The following is a 21,049-nucleotide window of genomic DNA, read 5'->3' as shown; positions in this document are numbered from 1 at the left end:
TGCACCAGGGTTCGACGCCAGTACCAGTGGCGGCAACGGGCTCTCTCAGGCATAGGGATGAACATGGCGGATCGGTGAGGCACGAGCTTGATAGGTTTTCTCTATGCTCACAATAGATGAGAATAGTTTTCATTTAGTCTCATTCTAGCGGATACTCATCTCATCACCAGAGGGAGCCGCCATCATGAAAAAAACCATCAGCTTTGCCATCCTGCACTTTATCGTTGCCTTTACCGTGGCCTACCTGCTGACCGGTGAGCTGCTGACCGCCAGCCTGATCGCCCTGATCGAGCCCGCCGTCAACACGGTCGCCTTCTACTTTCATGACCTTGGCTGGCACAAGTTCAAGCCAAATCATAGCCTGCAGGCCAAAACCAGCAGCTTCGCACTGGTGCACTTCAGCATCGCCTTCGGGGTTGCCTTCCTGCTGAGCGGCGAACTGCTCACCGGCGGCGTGATGGCGACGATCGAACCGGCCATCAACACAGTGGTCTTCTTCTTCCACGAGCGGCTGTGGCGTAGCCGCCAGCAACTGGCACTGGCCTAAGCAACTGCGGCAAACCAAGCAACTGGATAACTCACCACTCGGCCCCGGCGTTACCCGCATAAAAAACCCGACATTCCGGCAAGGAAGGTCGGGTTTTTCACATCAGCAGAAACCGTTGACGGGATGCATCACCCGATGCCCCCATCAGCGCCTATCAGGCTTTCTTGCAGAGTGGATCCACGATATAGGCGCTCTGATCAAACTTCTGCCAGGCACCGGTGCCGACACCATCGACCACCAGAATGGAGACAACGCCGAAATCGATAAAGATCCCGAGCAGGGTGGTGGCGTCAAACGACTTGGAGACCGGGATACTCACCGAGTAGCAGTCGGCACGCTTGACCGTGATGATGTAGTTCTCTTTCTTCTTGAACGAGGTGATCACATTGCCATGGCCCAGCAGCATATCGTTGACGTAAATCTCCGCATCCGGATCCTGACTGCGGATAGAAACCTGTTGGCTGGTGCCATTGAACATGGCAGCGCAACCGGACAGCGTGATGGCCAACAAGGCCCCCATCAAAAACCTGAACATATTTTTAGCCTGCTTGTTATGAACAAAAGCCGGCAATCTAGCACGTCACTTGAGGCGGAGTGAAAGCGCAATGCCACCCACTGGGGCGTTCGCTCAAAATAGCGACGCCTCCGCTCTGTTGTTAACCCGTTATTGTCTCAGCCAACAACAAACGCCTCGGCGCCCGAGTGAGCTATGCCACAACCGCCCCTCCCCCTGCAAAAAGCGCTCGGCCCCCAAACCGAAAATTAGGACCCCCACCTTTTTGCTCAAGACTCCCACATCCCGCCAACGGGCGATCAAACAGCCTTACTAATTAATTTATTGATCTTACTCAGGAATTTTCCATCTGCCCCTTTCCCTCAGTCTGCCCGCCAGTAATATAGCCAATTGGCAACACTCGCCTCGTCGGAGTCTCCCATGAGCCATGCCAACCCTATCCCGTTGGTTAAACGCAGCAGACTGGAGGCTGAAATTCAGGGGCGGTAGCCATGCCAAATCTTGCCCAGCCCCTTCTTGTCAACGCCAGGCAACCAGCAAGCCGGTGACCCATCAACAACATCCAAATCAAGGTGGTGTATGGAAACACAAACCCTGCATCGTGGTCGGCTGATCGACCATATCCAGCTGGTGGTCAAAGATCTGGTCGCTAGCCAGCGCTTTTACACCGCAACTCTGGCCAGCCTAGATATTCCGCTGGGTGGCACTGGCGATAGCTACTTCTGGGCTGACGAACTGTTTGTTACCGCTATCGACAGCCCCGCCGCGCTGGGGGTGCTGACCGGTCGCCATCATCTCGCCTTTCAGGCGCAAGACCGCGCCATGGTGGATCGTTTTTATCAGGCCGCGCTGGCCAATGGCGGCAAAGATAACGGCGCCCCCGGCGAGCGCAATTATCACCCCGGCTACTACGCCGCCTTTGTCCTCGACCCGGATGGCAATAATATCGAAGCGGTTTATCACGGTGAGACAAAGCACAGTGCGGATTCGGTGGAGATTCAGTTTTAGCAAGAATATTGAATCCCTGTTATTTAAATTTCTGCTATGACAAAAAATGGCTACAGCTTGCTCAATAATTGAGAGCCATGATTTTTACCTATATATTTACTGTAGCAACAACAATCATTATAAAGGCGGTAAAGTAAACACCGTCAGACACATGAGATAGACTGAAATATTTGAGTTAAACTTTCCAATAAAATTATAAATTTTATTTGGTGTTATACGGGAGACTCGATTCTCTGATTAGTATCGCAGTCCATCTAATCATTGATATCTAATTTTCTATAAAGAAGATCGGAAACAAAAAATATGATGCCACCACAAGAAACCATATTGTATGAAAGTAACTCAACCGTAATAAGCTGGCTTGGCGCAGTAGTCAGCATTGCTTGTACAATATTTTCATTGCTACTGATTGCTGGCGCACTAGCCTCTTCGGAACCGATTCTTGGCATCTTGGGTTGGCTGATACTAGTGCTTATTTTTCTGCTGATAGCTATGTTCTCCACAATATTTATCTACTCAATTCCGAGAAGTAAATACAAGGTCGTCTGGAATAAAAATGAACGTCTTCTAAAAAAGATAGGGAAAAATGTAAATCAAGAACTATGTGCAGCAACAGCCCCCATCAGATTACGCGCAATAAGAATAAATACCGGGAAGGCATATGTTGAATGCTTGATAGCGATAGACAATCACAGAGAGATAACAATTGCATCATCAGGTTATAATGGAAATATTGAAAAGCTGATTGATAAAATATTATTAGCAACTAATGGTGCTTGTATTAAAGAAGAAGGCTAGCCCGCAGTTAAAATAACACAGCGTATTCGGACAATCACGTATAACCCCACCACGAAATAAGCAAGGATCGGAAGATCCCCTTGCGGGGTTGATATCGAGCGCTTTGGCGTGACCCAAGGTGCGCCGCCGCCACTATAAGTTAGATTTATGGGTTTCCCGCCGATGACCCAATTTTTGCTTATAGTGGCTATCGCCAGCCAACACGCGCCTGAAATAGCTCGATTACGGGCCCCTGGGCGCTGGTCATATACTCTTCCGCTCCTATGACACGCCGAGGAGGCGTTGATATGCAATTACAGACTCACACTTTTATCATCAATGGCAGCCCGCTGCCCTGCCTGCAGGCCGGTTCGGGCGAGCCGCTGCTGCTGATCCACGGCGCGCTGGCCAACCATACCCTCTGGCTTGAACATATCGAGCTGCTCTCGAAGCACTACACCGTCTATGCCCCCACCCTGCGCCACTTTGGCGAGGCAGGCAAAGAGGGGGCATTTGGTCTTGAGACCCACGCCAACGATCTGCTGGCACTCTTGGCACAGCTGGCGTGCGGGCCTGTCCATCTGGTCGGGTGGTCTTATGGCGCGGATGTGGCTCTGACTGCCGCCCTGATGGCACCGGAGCAATTCATAAGCCTCTATCTGGTGGAACCGGGGTGCCCCGGCGCCCTCGATGAACAGGGGATCGCTGCCTTTATGGCCGATGCCGGGGCCATGTTTGGCCCCGTGTTTGGTCAGGTTGGGGAAGGGTTGCTGCAAGAAGCTGTTGCGACCCTGATCGATGGCTCGGGTGGTCATGCAGGCTATTTTGCTGCGCAGCCCCTCAAGTGGCAGCAGGCACAACTGGTAGAGGCCGACAGCCTGCCCAAGCAGCTGAGCCAGAGCGAGCGGCCAGATTGGTCGCCAGAGCGCCTTGCCGCGCTCAGCGTGCCCACATGCATCGTGCAGGGCGCAGATACCAGGGCGCAGTTTGCGCTGGTCTTCGAGGCTATTGGCAATGCCATTCCCGTCAGCGAGCGCTTGCAGGTGCCACACATAGGCCATCTCTACCCCATCGAACAGCCCGCGCTGTTTGTGCAGCATCTGCAACGCTGGCTCGAACAGCAGCCATAAAAAAACCGGAACCCAAGGGTTCCGGTTTTTTTCATTCCAGCCGAGGCTGGCAAACCAGCAAATTAAGCCTGGTTTTTAACTTCTTTCAGACCGCGGAAAGGAGCTTTGGCACCCAGAGCTTCTTCGATACGGATCAGCTGGTTGTACTTGGCAACACGGTCAGAACGGCTCATGGAACCGGTCTTGATCTGGCCAGCAGCAGTACCAACAGCCAGGTCGGCGATGGTCGCGTCTTCGGTCTCACCGGAGCGGTGGGAGATGACGGCAGTGTAGCCAGCGTCTTTGGCCATCTTGATGGCAGCCAGAGTTTCGGTCAGGGAACCGATCTGGTTGAACTTGATCAGGATGGAGTTGGCAACGCCGTTGTCGATACCGCGCTTCAGGATCTTGGTGTTGGTTACGAACAGGTCGTCACCCACGATCTGGATTTTCTTGCCCAGTTCAGCAGTCTGGTAAGCAAAACCGTCCCAGTCAGATTCGTCCAGGCCATCTTCGATGGAGACGATCGGGAACTTGGTGGTCAGGTCAGCCAGGTAGTCAGAGAAACCGTTGGAGGTGAAGATACGACCTTCGCCTTTCAGGTTGTACTCTTTCTTCTCTGCGTCGTAGAACTCGGAAGCAGCACAGTCCATCGCCAGAGTGATGTCGGTGCCCAGCTTGTAACCGGCAGCAGCAACGGCTTCAGCGATTACTTCCAGTGCTTCGGCGTTGGATTTCAGGTTAGGAGCGAAACCACCTTCGTCACCGACTGCAGTGTTGTAGCCCTTGGACTTCAGCACTTTGGCCAGGTTGTGGAACACTTCAGCGCCCATGCGGACAGCTTCTTTCAGGGTCTTGGCGCCAACCGGCTGGATCATGAACTCCTGGATGTCGACGTTGTTGTCGGCGTGCTCACCACCGTTGATGATGTTCATCATCGGCAGCGGCATGGAGTAAACACCCGCGGTGCCGTTCAGCTCAGCGATGTGAGCGTACAGCGGCATGCCTTTGGCAGCAGCGGCGGCTTTGGCGTTAGCCAGGGAAACAGCCAGGATGGCGTTGGCGCCAAACTTGGATTTGTTCTCGGTGCCGTCGAGGTCGATCATGATCTGGTCGATAGCGGCCTGGTCCTTGGCATCTTTACCCAGCAGAGCTTGAGCAATCGGGCCGTTTACGGCTTCGAGGGCTTTCAGAACGCCTTTACCCAGGAAACGGCTCTTGTCGCCGTCACGCAGTTCCAGCGCTTCGCGGGAACCGGTAGATGCGCCAGACGGAGCTGCTGCCATACCAACAAAACCACCTTCCAGGTGAACTTCGGCCTCAACGGTCGGGTTACCACGGGAGTCGATGATTTCACGACCGATTACTTTAACGATCTTGGACATGTGTATTTCCTCAGGTTTCGTAAAAAAACAACAAAAATATGCCAAAAAAAGCGGCTGTGGCACAGAGCCCCAACCGCATTTATTTTAAATTACTTCAAATTACGCTTCTGATACTCGCCTGCCGCCTTCACAAACCCGGCGAACAGAGCGTGGCCATCACGAGGAGTGGAAGTGAACTCCGGGTGGAACTGCGCTGCCACAAACCAGGGGTGATCCGGGATCTCGATAATTTCCACCAACTTCTTGTCGGCAGAGAGACCAGTCACTTTCAAACCGGCTGCTTCAATTTGCGGCAGCAGCTTGTTGTTCACTTCGTAACGGTGACGGTGACGCTCGTAAATGGTCGGGCTGCCGTACATCTGACGCACCTTGGAACCTTCGACCAGGTGGCAGAGCTGGGAACCCAGACGCATGGTGCCGCCCAGATCAGAGCCTTCGGTACGGGTCTCGACGTTACCTTCTTCATCAACCCATTCGGTGATGAGGCCGACAACCGGATAGGCACAATCTTTCTTGAACTCGGAAGAGTGCGCGCCAGCCATGCCCGCGACGTTGCGAGCAAATTCGATCATGGCAACCTGCATGCCGAGGCAGATACCCAGGTAGGGGATCTTGTTCTCGCGGGCATACTGGGCCGCCAGAATTTTGCCTTCCACGCCACGCTCACCGAAGCCACCCGGGACCAGAATCGCATCCAGACCTTCCAGCAGCTCGGAGCCACGGGTCTCGATATCCTGGGAGTCGATGTACTTGATGGTGACAGAAAGACGGGTCTTGAGACCACCGTGCTTGAGTGCTTCGTTGACCGACTTGTAGGCATCCGGCAGGGATACGTACTTGCCGACCATACCGATGGTCACTTCTGCAGTCGGGTTGGCCTCTTCGAACACAACCTGTTCCCACTCGGACAGATCGGCTTCCTTGCACTCCAGACCGAAACGCTCGGTGAAGTAGGAGTCCAGATTCTGGGACTTGAGCAGTGCCGGGATCTTGTAGATGGAGTCGACGTCTTTCATGGAGATGACGGCGCGCTCTGGCACGTTGCAGAACAGGGCGATTTTGGCGCGCTCGTTGGCCGGAATGGCACGGTCAGAGCGGCAGATCAGCACATCCGGCTGGATACCGATGGAGAGCAGCTCTTTAACGGAGTGCTGGGTCGGCTTGGTCTTCACTTCACCGGCAGCCGCCAGGTAAGGCACCAGAGTCAGGTGCATGAACATGGCGTTGTTGCGGCCAACGATGGTCGCCAGCTGGCGAATCGCTTCGAGGAACGGCAGGGATTCGATATCACCCACGGTACCGCCCACTTCGACGATGGCAACCTGATGGCCTTCGGCACCGGCAATCACCCGCTCTTTGATGGCGTTGGTGATGTGCGGGATCACCTGAATGGTGGCACCCAGATAGTCACCACGGCGCTCTTTACGCAGTACATCGGCGTAGATACGGCCGGTGGTAAAGTTGTTGCGACGGGTCATCTTGGTGCGGATGAAACGCTCGTAGTGGCCCAAATCCAGATCGGTTTCGGCCCCGTCCTCGGTTACGAACACTTCACCATGCTGGGTCGGGCTCATGGTGCCCGGATCCACGTTGATATAGGGGTCCAGTTTCATGATGGTCACATCCAGACCACGGGCTTCCAGAATGGCCGCCAGAGAAGCTGCGGCAATGCCTTTGCCGAGGGATGAAACAACGCCACCAGTTACAAAAATATATTTTGTCGTCATGCTGAACCTGAAAGAAGTTTAGGGAGTTTTAAGGGGTGCTTCGGGGATGAAGCAGGACGGGGAAACAATATAGCAAAAACCCCTCTCCCAAACAATGAACAAAAATCTATCAGGCTCATCGTCACCCCATCTTGCGCCAAATCAATTTTGCTCGGTTTCCTTGGCCCGATCCCAGGCAGCATCTAGCTTTTCAAGGGTGCAATCGGTCATTTTCAAGCCTTCTGCGGCGATAAACTGCTCAACCTGACGAAAGCGCCGCTCGAACTTGCCATTGGCGCCTCGCAACACCTGCTCCGGATCCTTGCCCAGATGGCGTACCAGATTGACGGTGGCAAACAGCAGGTCGCCGAGTTCGTCGCTGACCCGCGCCTCGTCCACATCGGCCATCAACGCCTCTTCCATCACTTCGTCGATCTCTTCGTGGATCTTGTCCACCACCGGCCCGAGTGTCTTCCAGTCAAAGCCGACGGTGGCGCAACGTTTCTGAATTTTGGCGGCGCGGGTCAAGGCGGGCAAGGAGAGCGGGATATCATCCAGCACGCTCTCTTTATCAAGGGCCGCGCGTTCTTTGGCTTTTTCCGCTTCCCAATTGGCCTTCACTGCCTGCTCATTATCGAGGTCTGCATCAGAAAAGACGTGAGGATGGCGGCGAATGAGCTTTTCACTCACCGTATCGATGATATCGGCAAAATCGAACAGTCCTCGTTCCTTACCAAGCTGGGCATAAAACACCACCTGAAACAGCAGATCGCCCAACTCCCCTTTCAACCCCTGCCAATCCTCGGTCTCGATGGCATCGGCCACTTCATAGGCCTCTTCCAGGGTGTGCGGCACTATGCTCTGGAAGTTCTGCTTCAGATCCCAGGGGCAGCCGGTTTGCGGATCGCGCAGACGAGCCATGATGTCGAGCAGTTGGGGAAGGTCGTAACGTTGGGACATGGAATATTCGCTTGTTGATTCGTACCACATGGAGAAAAACAGTGACCGACCTGGCGGTCGGTCACGAGTTGGTGCTTGATGACAATCAGAGACGCTTGGCGCTGATCACATCGTTAAGCTGGCTCAACTTGGCCAACGCCCGGTTGAAGGCGTTGATGTTGTAAATCTCCAGCTCCATGTCGATCTCGGCGGTCTGCTCACGCACATTCGAGCGCGAGCGCACCCCCATCACATTGATCTTCTCGTTGGCCAGCACTGTGGTGATATCACGCAGCAAGCCGGAGCGATCGTTGGAGATGATCCGGATGGTAAGGCCGTAGCCACCGGAGTAGTTCTCCCCCCACACCGCATCGATCAGCCGCTCCGGATTGCGCCGTGACAGCTCCTTGAGCTGCTCGCAATCTTCCCGGTGGATCGAGACGCCGCGCCCCATGGTGATGAAGCCCTGAATGGAGTCTCCCGGGATCGGCTGACAGCAGCGGGCGATATGGGTCATCAGGTTGCCGACCCCTTCCACCACTATGTGATCTTTGGGTTTGTGGCGCAGCGGCGCATTGGCCTTCTGTTCCAGCTTCTCCAGCAGGCGGCGATCTTCTTCCTCCGCCGTCGGCTTGTTGTAGCAGGTGTCGAGATAGTTGAGCACCTGATTGATCCGGATATCGCCACTGCCAATCCCGGCTAGCAGATCGTCGGTGCTCTCCTGATTGAAGCGGCGCAGCATGTTGCCCTTGTCGATCTTGGACATGCTGAGGTTGTGGCGATCGAGCTCTTTCTCGAACAGCTCGCGACCGGCCACTATGTTCTTGTCCCGATCCAGCTTTTTGAACCAGGTCGCTACCTTGGCCCGCGCCCGGCTGGAGCGCAGGAAACCGGAGTTGGGGTTCATCCAGTCGCGGCTCGGGTTCGGCTCCTTCTGGGTGATCACCTCGACCTGATCGCCGGTCTGCAACGCGTAGGTGAACGGCACGATGCGGCCATCAATTTTGGCACCAATGCAGCGGTGGCCGATCATGCTGTGGACGTGATAGGCAAAGTCGAGCGGAGTCGCACCTGCTGGCAAGTCGATCACATCCCCTTTCGGGGTGAAGACGTAGACCCGATCTTCGAACACCTGACTGCGCAGATCCTCGAGCAGGGAACCGCTCTCGGAAAGATCCTCCTGCCAGGCAAGCAGCTTGCGCAGCCACTCGATCTTGTCTTCGAAGTTGTTGGCCTTGTTGACCGCATGAGCCCCTTCCTTGTAGCGCCAGTGAGCCGCCACGCCGAGTTCTGCATCCTGATGCATCTGGTCGGTACGGATCTGGATCTCGACGGTCTTGCCCTCGGGCCCGACCACCACGGTATGGATCGACTGATAGCCGTTGGGTTTGGGGTTGGCGACATAGTCGTCAAACTCACGGGGAATATGGTGGAAGTGGGTATGAACGATGCCGAGCGCCGCATAACAATCCTGCAGCCGCTTGGTGACTACCCGCACCGCACGCACGTCGAACAGCTCGTTGAATTCGAGGTGCTTCTTCTGCATCTTGCGCCAGATGCTGTAGATGTGTTTCGGACGACCGTTGACTTCAGCCTCGACCCCCGCCTCTTTGAGGCCATCCCGCAGCGATTGCACAAACTCGCGGATGTAACGCTCCCGATCAAGACGCTTTTCATCGAGCTGCTTGGCGATCTGCTTGTAGGTGTCCGGATGCAGGTAACGGAAGGCGAGATCTTCCAGCTCCCACTTGAGCTGGCCGATGCCGAGCCGGTTGGCCAGCGGCGCATAGATGTTGGTGATCTCCTGAGCCATCAAGACCCGGGTCTCTTCATCCGCTTTTTTTGCTTCCCGCAGGCAGGCGATCCGCTCCGCCAGTTTGATCACCACGGCGCGCACATCCTCGACCATGGCGAGCAACATGCGGCGCACGTTATCGACCTGTTCCGGCGAGGTTTCACTGCGATGGAGGGTCTGCAGGGAGCGAATCGCTTCCATCTCCAGCACCCCTTCCACCAGCTTGGCGATCTTGGGGCCGAAGTCTTCGTCCATCCGCTCCTGGCTGATGAGACCCGCCTCAACGAAGGGGTAGATGATCGCGGCCTTGAGGGTGCCGAGATCCATGCTGAGCATCAACAAGATGCCCGCCATCTCGACGCCACGCACCAGCAGGCGGCTGGTAAGGGCTTCGTCTCCGAGAGTCAGACAATACTGGTAAACAGTTCGCAGCTGATCTTTGTCACTGTCACTCAGTGCGAGTGAGCCAACCCACTCCTCCAGAGTGAAGTTATCTTTCAAATGAATATCGCGAACCGCCACCATGGTATCAATCCTTTAAATTATCGGGCCGAAAGCTAGCGCTTTCTCTCCTCATGAGACTGCGTCAAATGGGGATGTTCGGGGTGCTTTTCAAGGCATATTGTCAAAAAAGACAATAGAGTAGCCCCACCGACCCTACCTATGTACGAGTGCCTAGCTTACCCCAATCACGACAGCCCAAACAGCGCCAAGCTGTCACACCGGGTGGACTTTTGTCGCTCTCGCGCAACCGAACCAAAGACGCCAGATGGCCGCGATGGCGCATCTGGGGAGCCGTTTCCTAGATCCGCTCAAACAGCGCCATGGATTCCAGATGACCTGTGTGAGGGAACATGTCGAGCATGCCGAGACGCACCAGACGGTAGCCACCTTTCACCAGCACCTGACTGTCACGGGCCAGGGTGACCGGGTTACAGGAGACATAGACCACCCGCTTGGGGGAAAGTTTCACGACGTGTCCCATCACTTCCAGCGCACCGGGGCGAGCCGGATCCAGCAGCACCAGATCAAACCCTTCCCGCGCCCAGGACATCCCGACGATGTCACCGCTCAAGTCCGCCTTGTAAAAACGGGCATTGGTGATGCCGTTGCGGCGGGCGTTCTCTTCAGCCCGTTGCACCATGGCCAGCTCACCTTCGACACCGACCACTTCCCGGGCCTGATAGGCCAGTGGCAAGGTGAAGTTACCTATGCCGCAGAACAGATCGAGCACCTTGTCATCTTTGGTCGCGCCGAGCCATGCCAACGCCTGCTCAACCATGCTCTGGTTGATCGGGCCATTGACCTGAATGAAATCACCGGGAACAAATGCAAGAGACAGGCCATCCAGTGAGTAAGATGGAGAAAATTGTTGCTGTAGTGCTTCGATACGCTCATCCGCCGCCTGCAGGTAGAGGTCGATCCCCTGAGCTTGGGCAAACGCCACCAGCAGGGCGCGATCCGCCTCATTGGGGCGACCGGTATGGCGCAGCAGCATCAAGATCCCCTGCTCGGCCTGGATAAGCTCGGCGTGGCCCAGCTCGCGCTGGCTCTTGAGCCGGTTGAGGCACTCACGCAGCGGCGGGATCAGTGCCGAGAGCGGTGCAGTCAGCACCGGGCAGCCGTCGATTTCAACCAGATCGTTGCTGTTGCGACGGCGAAAACCGACCCGGGTGCAGCGACCATTCTTGTCAAATTTGATGGCCAGTCGACAGACCCGGCGGTAGGCGCGATCTTCACCGGTCAGTACCGGATCCAGTGCCGGGGCCTGAATATTGCCCAACCGCTCGAACAGACTGACCAGTCCCGCCGCCTTGGCACTCTGCTGATCGGCCACTGACATCTGCTGGGCATTGCAACCGCCGCACTCGCGGAAGTGGCTGCAGAAGGGGGCAATGCGGTTGGCCGCTGGCGTCACCACTTGTTGCAACGCCGCGTGGCCATATTGTTTCTTGTCTTCGGTGATGCGAGCCTTGACGACCTCGCCGGGCAGCGCCCCTTCAACGAAGATCGCCTTACCCTGGTGACGACCAATACCGACGCAATGATGATCCAGACTGTCTATCGTAAATTCAATACGTTGGAGCTGGGTTGACTTCTTTTGAGGCTTGAAAAACTGGGCCATAAAACTTGGTGCCTATAGGTGGCTATGTCATGATTGTGGAATCTGCAGCTGGGTATTGTCCCACAAGAATAATAGTATGACCAAATACGGCCACAGAGCCCGTGTATTGCCATCGACCCTATCGCCAATCCAGCTCACTGGTGACCTGTTCGTATGACCAAATATGGCCTGAGAGCACGCGTTCTCGCCTTTACCATTTTGCCCACCCTGATCATCGGTGGCCTGATGGCCGGTTACTTTACCTTCCACCGCTATCAGCAGTTGGAAAACAACCTCATCGATCAGGGGATCAACATCATTGAACCCCTGGCGATTGCCAGTGAATATGGCATGACCCAGCACAGCCGCGAGTCCCTCAAACGGCTGATTGGCCTGACCCACCGCAAAAACTCTCCGCTGATCAAGTCCATCGCTGTCTTCACCCAGGACAATCAGCTGTTCGTCACCTCGAACTATCATCGGGATTTCACCCGCCTCAGATTGCCAGATGGGGTGCCGATCCCGGATCTGACCAGCATCACCTTGCAGGGGGACGACATCATTTTGCGCACCCCGATCCAGGCCGAAACCAGCATGGACGGTTTCCCGCTGCCCAGCGATGCCGAGCCACCGATGATCGGTTATATCGCGATGCAGATGACCACAGATCGGGCCATGCTGCTGCAGTACCGCGATACCTTCTTCGCCATCATCATGGTGATCATCGGCGTCGCCTTCAGCACCCTGTTTGGTTTCCGGCTGGTCAAGAGCGTGACCCAGCCCATCACCCACATGGTGCAGGCGGTGCACAAGATCAGGGAGGGACGGCTCGATACCCGGGTCAGCGGCCAACTCACCGGCGAGCTGGATATGCTGAAAAATGGCATCAACGCCATGGCCAAGGCGCTCTCCGAATATCACGAAGAGATGCAACAGAATATCGATCAGGCCACCTCGGATCTGCGAGAAACGCTGGAACAGATCGAGATCCAGAACGTCGAGCTCGACATGGCCAAGAAACGGGCGCAGGAGGCGGCACGGGTCAAATCGGAGTTTCTGGCCAACATGTCTCACGAGCTGCGCACCCCGCTCAACGGCGTCATCGGCTTCACCCGCCAGTTGCTGAAAACCAGCCTGACCCCGAGCCAGACCGACTACATGCAGACCATCGAGAAGTCGGCGCGCAACCTGCTTGGCATAATCAACGACATCCTCGACTTCTCGAAGCTGGAAGCGGGCAAGCTGCAGCTGGAGCACATTCCATTCAGCCTGCGCGACACCCTCAACGAAACCATGCATCTGCTCGGCCCCAGTGCCCACGACAAACAGCTGGAACTGTCGCTACGGGTGGATGCGAACGTACCGGACACCCTCACCGGTGACCCCATGCGGCTGCAACAGGTGCTGACCAACCTCACTGGCAACGCCATCAAGTTCACCGAGCAGGGCAACGTAGATGTCCATATCGAACAGATCGGCAGTGGCCACCACAAGGTGAGACTCAACGTCCAGATCCGCGATACCGGCATCGGCATCTCACCAGAGCAACAGCGCCAGCTATTCCAGGCTTTTAACCAGGCCGACTCCTCCATCTCTCGCCGCTACGGCGGCACCGGGCTAGGCCTCGTCATCACCCAGAAGCTGGTACAGCAGATGGGTGGCCAGATCCGTTTTGAATCGGTACTGGACCAGGGCTCGACCTTCTCGTTCAGTCTGGATGTGGAGGTCTCACCGCTGCCTCAAACCGACCAGCTGCCGCTGGATCGTATTCAGGGTAAACGGCTCTGGCTGCTGGAACCGGACGCCTTCGCCCAGGCCTCGCTGCTTGCGCTGCTGGCGGAGTGGCAGCTCGATGTGCACCCCTTGGCCATTGACGCCCCCTGGCCTGAAATGAGCGAGCAGGATATGGTGCTGATCGGCAGCAGCACCCGACACATACCGCAGCAAGTGCTCCAGCGGCTCGACAGCCTGAGCGGGCAGCAGCAGAACACCATAGTGCTGCTGAGCAGCCACGAACCGGCGCTCTATGAAGCTATGCTGGCCCACGGTGCCCAGCACTGCCTCTCCAAACCGGTCAACCATCGCAAGCTGCTGCACGCCCTACTCTCACCGGAAGCGAGCCGCCACAAACTGCCAGCGCAGCCCGCCCACCACCCATTGCAGCCGATCAAGGTGCTGGCGGTGGATGACAACGCCGCCAACCTCAAGCTGATCGCCGCCATGCTCAAGGAGATGGTCAGTCAGGTGGTGGTGTGCAAAAACGGCAAAGAGGCGGTCAAACAGGCCCGCAGCCAGCCATTCGACATCATCTTTATGGATATCCAGATGCCGATCATGGATGGCATCAGCGCCACCCAGGCGATCCGCAATCAGTCCCTCAACACCACCACCCCGATCGTGGCGGTGACCGCCCACGCCATTCCCGGTGAACGGGAGCGGCTGATCCGCCAGGGGATGGATGACTATCTGACCAAGCCCATCGACGAGAGCATGTTGGCCCAGCTGATCACCGATTTCGCCCATCGTCGTCATCAGAATGACGGTGCCCAGCAGATCGACTGGGCACTGGCGGTGCGTCAGGCGGCGGGGAAAGAGGATCTTGCCAAAGAGATGCTGACCATGCTGCTGGCCAACTTCGACGAAGTCGAGCCAGTGCTGGATGCCGCGCTGGCGAGTGAAGTTGCAGATGAGGAGGTGCTGACCCAGATCCACCGCCTTAATGGTGGTTGCGCCTACTCCGGCGTACCCGGCTTGCAACGGCTACTCTCCCAGCTGGAGCAACAACTGCGTGACGGCGTGCCGGTCAGCGAGCTGGAGCCCGAACTGCTGGAGCTGCAGGATGCGCTGGAACTGGTGCGTCAGGAGGCACCCCGCTATCTTCCCTGACGCCAATTTGCTTGATTGAAACTGTATCGGTCCCCGCTTTTTCTGACGCGGGGGCCGCCAGATGGTAAAGTTGCGCCGTTTAAACAGGAGTCATCATGACCAACAACGATATTCTGCGCCGTCTGCGCTACGCCCTCACCATCAGCAACGATGAGATGGTCGACATGTTCGCCAAAGGCAACTTGCCGGTCACCCACACCGATCTGCACAGCTGGCTGATGAAAGAAGCGGCGGAAGGGGAAGAGCAAGAAGCAGGCTATGTTGCCTGCCCCGATGCGGCCCTGAGCCAATTTCTGGATGGCTTCATCATTGCCCGCCGTGGTGTGCGAGCAGATGCCCCCGCCCAGGTGATCCCGAACCGGATCAACAACAACCTGATCCTGCGCAAGCTGCGCATTGGTCTCAACTACAAAGAAGAGGATATGCTCGGCACCCTCAAACTCGCCGACTTCAGCCTCTCCAAATCCGAGCTCAGTGCCCTGTTCCGCTCCAAGGATCACAAGCACTATCAGGATTGCGGGGATCAGATCCTGCGCAACTTCCTGATCGGCCTCACTGCCAAGTACCGCGGCTAACCAGCAGCGCGGCTGACCGAGCAGAGCCTTCGACATGCGCCAGCGACTCACTCTTACCACGCTCACCGGACCGGCTGCAGCAGGGGGATGGCGCTGGCGCTTGTTACTCCCCCTCTTCTTCTTGCTGCTGGGTGGCTGCACGCCGGCCGAGTATCAGCTCTCTGCCCGCTATCAAAGTGCCAACCAGAACGCCCGCATCGCCTTTCTGATCCTCCATTACACCGACGAAGATGATGCCAACTCCCTGCGCCTGCTGACAGAGCCGGAGCACAAGGTGAGCGCCCACTACCTGATCCCCCGCGAAAACCGCGAGACCCCGCTGCCGATCTATCAGCTGGTGCCGGACAGCGAACGCGCCTGGCATGCAGGGCGAAGCCGCTGGCACCAATATGCCGGGCTCAATGCCAGCTCCCTTGGCATCGAGATCGTCAACCTCGGTTATCCAGCGGAAGATGAGCCGCTGGCCCCCGATGCGCGGCGCTGGCAACCCTACACCCCGGCGCAGATTGCCGCCGTCGGCGCCCTCAGTCGGGAGCTGGTCGCCCGCTACCAGATCCCGGCCACTCAGGTACTGGGCCACAGCGATGTCGCCCCCGAGCGTAAACAGGACCCCGGCCCCCACTTCCCCTGGCGCCAGCTCTATCTGGAATACGGGGTCGGCGCCTGGCCTGATGAAGATCGGGTGGCCGAGTTGCTGGCCAGCCCCCTGCCTGAATGGGATGCGGCCATGTGGCAGCAGCAGCTGGCCCGCTATGGCTATGGCTTGCCCCAGACTGGCCAGTGGGATGAGCAGAGCCGCGCCGTGATGCGCGCCTTTCAGCTCCACTTTCGAGCCAGCAAAGTCGATAGCGAAGCGGACCGCGAGTGTCAGGCCATCCTGATGGCGCTGCTCGAAAAATACTTCTCCTGATCCCCCCGCACGACTACGTACGGTTTGATAGCCATTAGCTATCAAACCGTTAGCCACGAGCAATTGTCCCTCTATTTTGCAAGGCGTTACTCTTACTGCGTTCCGAAAGACAATTTCAAACCGATTTCCACATCTGGAGGTGAATGATGAAAAGCCCGATTGGTCTTGATACTGCTCAATCACAAGTCCTGGCAGCCGAGTTGAACAAATTGCTGGCCAGCTACCAGATCCTCTACATGAACGTGCGCGGCTTCCACTGGAATATCCGTGGCAACCAGTTCTTCGAACTGCACCTGAAATTTGAAGAGATTTACAACGACCTGCTGCTCAAAGTCGATACCCTGGCCGAGCGGATCCTGACACTGGATAGCGTGCCCATGCACAGCTTCAGCGACTACCTGAAAGTCTCTGCCATCCCTGAGCAGAAGGGGCTGCACGATGGCCGCGCCTGTGTCGAATCGCTGCTGGAGAGCTTCCGCGAACTGCTGGTCGCCCAACGCCGTATTCTGGGCCAGGCCGCCGAAGCCGGTGATGAGGGCACCGCCTCCATCCTCTCCGACTATGTGCAGCAGCAGGAAAAACTGGTCTGGATGCTACGTGCTTACCTGGCCTAACCCATTGTTAAAATGAGTGTTGTTGCACGAAACTGTTATAAACCCTTGTTGTAAACCAGCGTTGTCTCTCCTGTTATCCACCCGCTTGCCGCCCTGTTTGGGCGGCTTTTTTGTTTTTGATCTGCATCAAGGGAACCTTAATTGGCAAATTGAATGCCTATTAAGTTTTTCGCGAGGGGAATAGAATCGCCACAAAACAGACAACTGAAATGTCCAATTAGGAGAGGCATAATGTTTTGTGTGCAATGTGAACAGACAATTCGTACCCCGGCTGGCAACGGCTGTGCTTATGCACAAGGTATGTGCGGCAAGACGGCGGAAACCTCGGATCTGCAGGATGTGCTGATCTATACCCTGCAGGGGCTCAGCGCCTGGGCGCAGGCCGCCCGCGAGCAAGGCATCATCGACCGCGAGATCGATGCCTTCGTGCCCAAGGCCTTCTTCGCCACCCTCACCAACGTCAACTTCGACTCCGCCCGCATCGTGGCCTACGTCAATCAGGCCCTCACTTATCGCCAGCAGCTGGCCGATCGTCTGACCGCCATGGCGGTGCAGGCCAACGATTTGCCGCAGTCCGCCTACTTCGAGCCCGGTTTTGAGCTGCTGGAACAGCTTGCCCATGCCGCCCCGACTGCCCCCAATCGGGGCAAGAGCGAGGTGAATGAGGACATCATGGGGCTGCGCCTGCTCTGCCTCTACGGCCTCAAGGGCGCCGCCGCCTACATGGAGCACGCCCGGGTGCTGGATCAGCAGAGCGACGAGGTGGCCGCCGAATTCCACCGCATCATGAGCTGGCTCAGCACAGACCCGAACGAAATGGGTCGGCTATTCAGTTGCGCCATGGAGATCGGTCAGCTCAACTTCAAGATCATGGAGATGCTGGATCTGGGTGAAACCAGCGCCTTCGGCCACCCGGAACCGACCCAGGTCAGGGTCACTCCGATCCCCGGCAAGTGCATTCTGGTCTCCGGCCACGACATGGTGGATCTCAAGCTCATTCTGGAGCAGACCGCTGGCACCGGCATTCATGTCTACACCCACGGTGAGATGCTGCCCGCGCTGGCCTACCCCTTCTTCAAACAGTACCCCCATCTGGTGGGCAACTACGGCTCTGCCTGGCAGAACCAGCAGAAGGAGTTTGCCAACTTCCCGGGCGCCGTGGTGATGACCTCCAACTGCATCATCGACCCGAATGTGGGTAACTACTCAGATCGCATCTTCACCCGCTCCATCGTCGGCTGGCCGGGCGTAACCCATCTGGAGGGGGATGATTTCTCCGCCGTGGTGGCGAAAGCACTTACGCTGGAAGGCTTCAAGCACACCGAACTCGAACACTTCATCACCATCGGCTTTGCCCGCAACGCCCTGATGCAGGCAGCCCCAGCAGTGATTGAGAAGGTGAAAGCCGGGGAGATCAGCCACTTCTTCCTGGTGGGGGGCTGTGATGGCGACAGGGCCGAGCGCGCCTACTTCACCGAATTTGCCAAGGCTGCACCAAAAGACAGCCTGCTGCTCACCCTCGGCTGCGGCAAGTACAAGTTCAACAAGCTCGACTTTGGTGATATCGGCGGCATTCCGCGCCTGCTGGACGTGGGCCAGTGCAACGATGCCTACTCCGCCATTCAGCTGGCACTGGCGCTCTCCGAGGCGTTCGAGTGCGGCATCAACGATCTGCCGCTGACCCTGGTGCTCTCCTGGTTCGAGCAAAAAGCCATCGTCATTCTGCTCACCCTGCTCTCCCTCGGGGTGAAGGACATCCGTACCGGCCCGACCGCCCCTGCCTTCCTCACCCCGGCTCTGCTCAAGGTGCTGGAGGAACAGTTTGGCCTGAAAGGGACTACCACGGCTGAAGCAGATCTGGCCGAGATCCTGGCGGCCTGATCAGCACCTCATGTTGTAAGCATTTGGCGAGCCGCCCGGCTCGTCTTTTTTCTGGATCCGGCTTTTTCATCAGACGTTTTTCAAACCGTTTCAAACATAAGGAGCCTTGTGATGACCGCTCTCACCCTCATCTGTATTGGCCGCCAACAGAACACCCACGATGTGGTGAGCTGGCAGCTGGCGCCGGTTGCAGGCAGCCTCCCGCTCGTTCTGGCTGGCCAGTGCATCACCCTGCATACCGAGATCGACGGCCAGCCGGAGTGCCGCGCCTATACCCTCTCCTCCAGCCCGCAAGATCCGTGCTGGCAAGTGACCATCAAGGAGGTGGGACGGGTCTCCCGCCATCTGCACCAGACCTTGCAGGTGGGAGACAAGATCCGGGTTGATGGCCCGTTCGGCGATTTCAACCTGACCGCTCTGCCCTGTGAACGCCCGCTATTTTTGAGTGCAGGCTCCGGCATCACCCCCATGTGGGCCATAGTGCGGGACGAGCTCGCCAAACGGCCGGACGCCGATATCCGCTTTATCCATAGCGCCCGTTCGCCAGCAGATGTGATCTTCGCAGACGAACTGGCGGCCCTGGCCGAGGCCCATGCCGGTGTACGCCACGCTTTAGTGCTGGAGAAAGTACTGGAACAGGCCCCTTCAGATCACCCCTGGGTTGGCCGACTCACCCCCGCCATGTTGGCCGAACTGGCCCCTGACCTGCACGAGCGCCATGTCTATCTCTGCGGCCCCGCCCCCTATATGGCGGCGGTCAGCAGCATGCTGGCGGAGATGGGATTGCCGCCGGAGCAGCTGCATCAGGAGTCGTTCGGTCTTCCCCCTGTAGAGCCCGCCGCTACCACCAGCGACCACTTCTGGCTGACCCTGAAAAAGAGCGGCAAAAAGGTGAAAATCCTGCCGGGTCAGACCCTGCTGGCGGCACTGGAAGCGGCGGGCGAAACCATGATGGCAGCTTGCCGCGCCGGAGTATGCGGCAGCTGTCGTTGTACCACCACAGGTGACATCGAGCGCCAGAGCCTGATGACATTGAGCCCGCAGGATCTGGCGAGCGGCGTTGCTCTGGCCTGCTCCTGCACCGCGAAAGGGGATATCAGCCTCGATTATTGAGGCGTAGCTAAGGTTTTCTTGAGGAGTAACGAAGGCTTCATTGGCATCCCAAGCTTTTCCCGAGCAAACAGGACGGGTAGACTCTGCCCCAGTTTCACCAGAACACGGGATAAAAAATGACAATACTGGTCACAGGGGGCGCCGGCTATATCGGCTCCCACACCCTGGTTGAACTGCTCAGCGCGGGGCAGCAGGTCGTGGTACTCGACAACCTCTCCAACTCCTCACCGGAGTCACTCAAGCGGGTCGAGCAGATCACCGGCAAGCCGGTCACCTTCGTCGAAGGGGATGTGCTGGACAGAGCCTGTCTGCAGCAGCTGTTTGCCAACCACCAGATCGAATCGGTGATCCACTTCGCCGGTCTCAAGGCGGTCGGTGAGTCAAGCCAGATCCCGCTCACCTACTACCAGAACAACATCAGCGGCACTCTGGTGCTGTGCGAAGAGATGGCCAAGGCCGGGGTTTTCCGGCTGGTATTCAGCTCCTCGGCCACCGTCTATGGCGATCCCGCTTCGGTACCGCTGCGGGAAGATTTCCCCACCAGCGCCACCAACCCCTACGGTCGCTCCAAGCTGATGGTCGAAGAGATCCTCCGTGACTTGTCCAAATCCGATCCCCGCTGGGCTATCGTGCTGCTGCGTTACTTCAACCCGGTCGGCGCCCATGATAGCGGCCTGATTGGTGAAGACCCCAACGGCATCCCCAACAACCTGCTGCCCTATATCAGCCAGGTCGGTGTCGGCAAGCTCAAGGAGCTGGGGGTATTTGGCAACGACTACCCGACACCGGATGGCACCGGCGTGCGCGACTACATCCATGTGGTGGATCTGGCCATCGGCCACCTGAAAGCACTGGCGCGCATCAAGAGCGACACTGGCGTCTTCACCTACAACCTGGGCACAGGTCAGGGCTACTCGGTACTGGAGATGGTCAAGGCGTTCGAGGTAGCCAGCAGCCGCCCCATTCCCTACCAGATCAAACCCCGCCGCCCGGGCGACATCGCCGAGTGCTGGGCCGAGCCGACGCTGGCCCGTGCCGAGCTTGGCTGGCAGGCAGAGCGTGGTCTGGAGCAGATGATGGTCGATACCTGGCGCTGGCAAAGCAACAACCCGAACGGCTATCAAGGCTGATTGTCTAGCGGGCTGATAATAAAACGCCCCGACCTGAAAATGTCGGGGCGTTTTAT

The 21,049-nt window shown here is 57.2% G+C and carries 17 protein-coding genes; 11 read left to right on the top strand and 6 right to left on the bottom strand.

The features are described from left to right. Window positions 1-184 precede the first annotated feature (184 nt). Window positions 185-547 carry a DUF2061 domain-containing protein gene (locus ACY8FN_RS07345; protein WP_101325762.1) on the top strand — a complete coding sequence of 121 codons (363 nt, stop codon included), beginning with the start codon at window positions 185-187 and terminating at the stop codon, window positions 545-547. 154 nt (window positions 548-701) lie between these two features. On the opposite strand, the gene ACY8FN_RS07340 is transcribed toward ACY8FN_RS07345, so the two are convergent. Beyond that, a complete protein-coding gene (locus tag ACY8FN_RS07340) occupies window positions 702-1,082 on the bottom strand; it encodes a hypothetical protein (protein ID WP_139721446.1) in 381 nt (126 codons plus the stop codon). A gap of 558 nt (window positions 1,083-1,640) precedes the next feature. Between ACY8FN_RS07340 and ACY8FN_RS07335 the strand changes: the two genes are divergently transcribed. From ACY8FN_RS07335 to ACY8FN_RS07325, 3 genes are all read left to right on the top strand, one after another. After that, entirely contained in the window at window positions 1,641-2,069 is a 429-nt protein-coding gene (locus ACY8FN_RS07335; protein WP_463099612.1) for a VOC family protein, read from the top strand. Window positions 2,070-2,372: 303 nt separating this feature from the next. After that, the gene (locus ACY8FN_RS07330) at window positions 2,373-2,867 is read left to right on the top strand and encodes a hypothetical protein (protein ID WP_463099611.1); all 495 of its coding nucleotides are present in this window, start codon (window positions 2,373-2,375) and stop codon (window positions 2,865-2,867) included. 287 nt (window positions 2,868-3,154) lie between these two features. Further along, window positions 3,155-3,976 carry an alpha/beta fold hydrolase gene (locus ACY8FN_RS07325; RefSeq protein WP_463099610.1) on the top strand — a complete coding sequence of 274 codons (822 nt, stop codon included), beginning with the start codon at window positions 3,155-3,157 and terminating at the stop codon, window positions 3,974-3,976. A gap of 62 nt (window positions 3,977-4,038) precedes the next feature. Here the strand turns inward: ACY8FN_RS07325 and eno are convergent, their stop codons facing one another. From eno to rlmD, 5 genes are all read right to left on the bottom strand, one after another. Then, window positions 4,039-5,340 (bottom strand): phosphopyruvate hydratase, encoded by a 1,302-nt coding sequence (eno, locus tag ACY8FN_RS07320; RefSeq protein WP_042023643.1) that lies wholly within the window; start codon window positions 5,338-5,340, stop codon window positions 4,039-4,041. An 89-nt stretch (window positions 5,341-5,429) separates the two neighbouring features. After that, window positions 5,430-7,067 carry a glutamine hydrolyzing CTP synthase gene (gene pyrG, locus ACY8FN_RS07315; RefSeq protein WP_068977696.1) on the bottom strand — a complete coding sequence of 546 codons (1,638 nt, stop codon included), beginning with the start codon at window positions 7,065-7,067 and terminating at the stop codon, window positions 5,430-5,432. 141 nt (window positions 7,068-7,208) lie between these two features. Further along, window positions 7,209-8,006 (bottom strand): nucleoside triphosphate pyrophosphohydrolase, encoded by a 798-nt coding sequence (gene mazG, locus ACY8FN_RS07310; RefSeq protein ID WP_068977695.1) that lies wholly within the window; start codon window positions 8,004-8,006, stop codon window positions 7,209-7,211. Between the two features lie 85 nt (window positions 8,007-8,091). After that, the gene (gene relA, locus ACY8FN_RS07305; RefSeq protein ID WP_101348095.1) at window positions 8,092-10,305 is read right to left on the bottom strand and encodes a GTP diphosphokinase; all 2,214 of its coding nucleotides are present in this window, start codon (window positions 10,303-10,305) and stop codon (window positions 8,092-8,094) included. A 277-nt stretch (window positions 10,306-10,582) separates the two neighbouring features. Beyond that, window positions 10,583-11,905: a 23S rRNA (uracil(1939)-C(5))-methyltransferase RlmD gene (gene rlmD, locus ACY8FN_RS07300; RefSeq protein ID WP_463099609.1), complete on the bottom strand. Its 1,323-nt coding sequence runs from the start codon at window positions 11,903-11,905 to the stop codon at window positions 10,583-10,585. Window positions 11,906-12,058: 153 nt separating this feature from the next. On the opposite strand from rlmD, the gene barA reads away from it, so the two are divergent. From barA to galE, 7 genes are all read left to right on the top strand, one after another. Further along, window positions 12,059-14,770, top strand: coding sequence for a two-component sensor histidine kinase BarA (gene barA / locus ACY8FN_RS07295; protein ID WP_463099608.1), 2,712 nt, complete (start codon window positions 12,059-12,061; stop codon window positions 14,768-14,770). Between the two features lie 95 nt (window positions 14,771-14,865). Beyond that, entirely contained in the window at window positions 14,866-15,345 is a 480-nt protein-coding gene (locus ACY8FN_RS07290) for a YehS family protein (protein ID WP_042023631.1), read from the top strand. A gap of 34 nt (window positions 15,346-15,379) precedes the next feature. Beyond that, on the top strand, window positions 15,380-16,255 hold the full coding sequence (locus ACY8FN_RS07285; RefSeq protein ID WP_463099607.1) for an N-acetylmuramoyl-L-alanine amidase: 876 nt from the start codon (window positions 15,380-15,382) through the stop codon (window positions 16,253-16,255). Window positions 16,256-16,401: 146 nt separating this feature from the next. Further along, window positions 16,402-16,869 carry a Dps family protein gene (locus tag ACY8FN_RS07280; protein WP_042023626.1) on the top strand — a complete coding sequence of 156 codons (468 nt, stop codon included), beginning with the start codon at window positions 16,402-16,404 and terminating at the stop codon, window positions 16,867-16,869. Window positions 16,870-17,100: 231 nt separating this feature from the next. Next, on the top strand, window positions 17,101-18,750 hold the full coding sequence (gene hcp, locus ACY8FN_RS07275; protein ID WP_463099606.1) for a hydroxylamine reductase: 1,650 nt from the start codon (window positions 17,101-17,103) through the stop codon (window positions 18,748-18,750). A 111-nt stretch (window positions 18,751-18,861) separates the two neighbouring features. Next, entirely contained in the window at window positions 18,862-19,863 is a 1,002-nt protein-coding gene (locus ACY8FN_RS07270; RefSeq protein ID WP_463099605.1) for an FAD-binding oxidoreductase, read from the top strand. 116 nt (window positions 19,864-19,979) lie between these two features. Next, complete coding sequence (galE, locus tag ACY8FN_RS07265; RefSeq protein WP_463099604.1) at window positions 19,980-20,993, top strand: UDP-glucose 4-epimerase GalE; 1,014 nt, start codon at window positions 19,980-19,982, stop codon at window positions 20,991-20,993. The last annotated feature ends 56 nt before the right edge of the window (window positions 20,994-21,049 follow it).

It is taken from the genome of Aeromonas sp. 160P (assembly GCF_055193095.1).
This window is presented reverse-complemented; position numbering and strand designations above follow the sequence as displayed.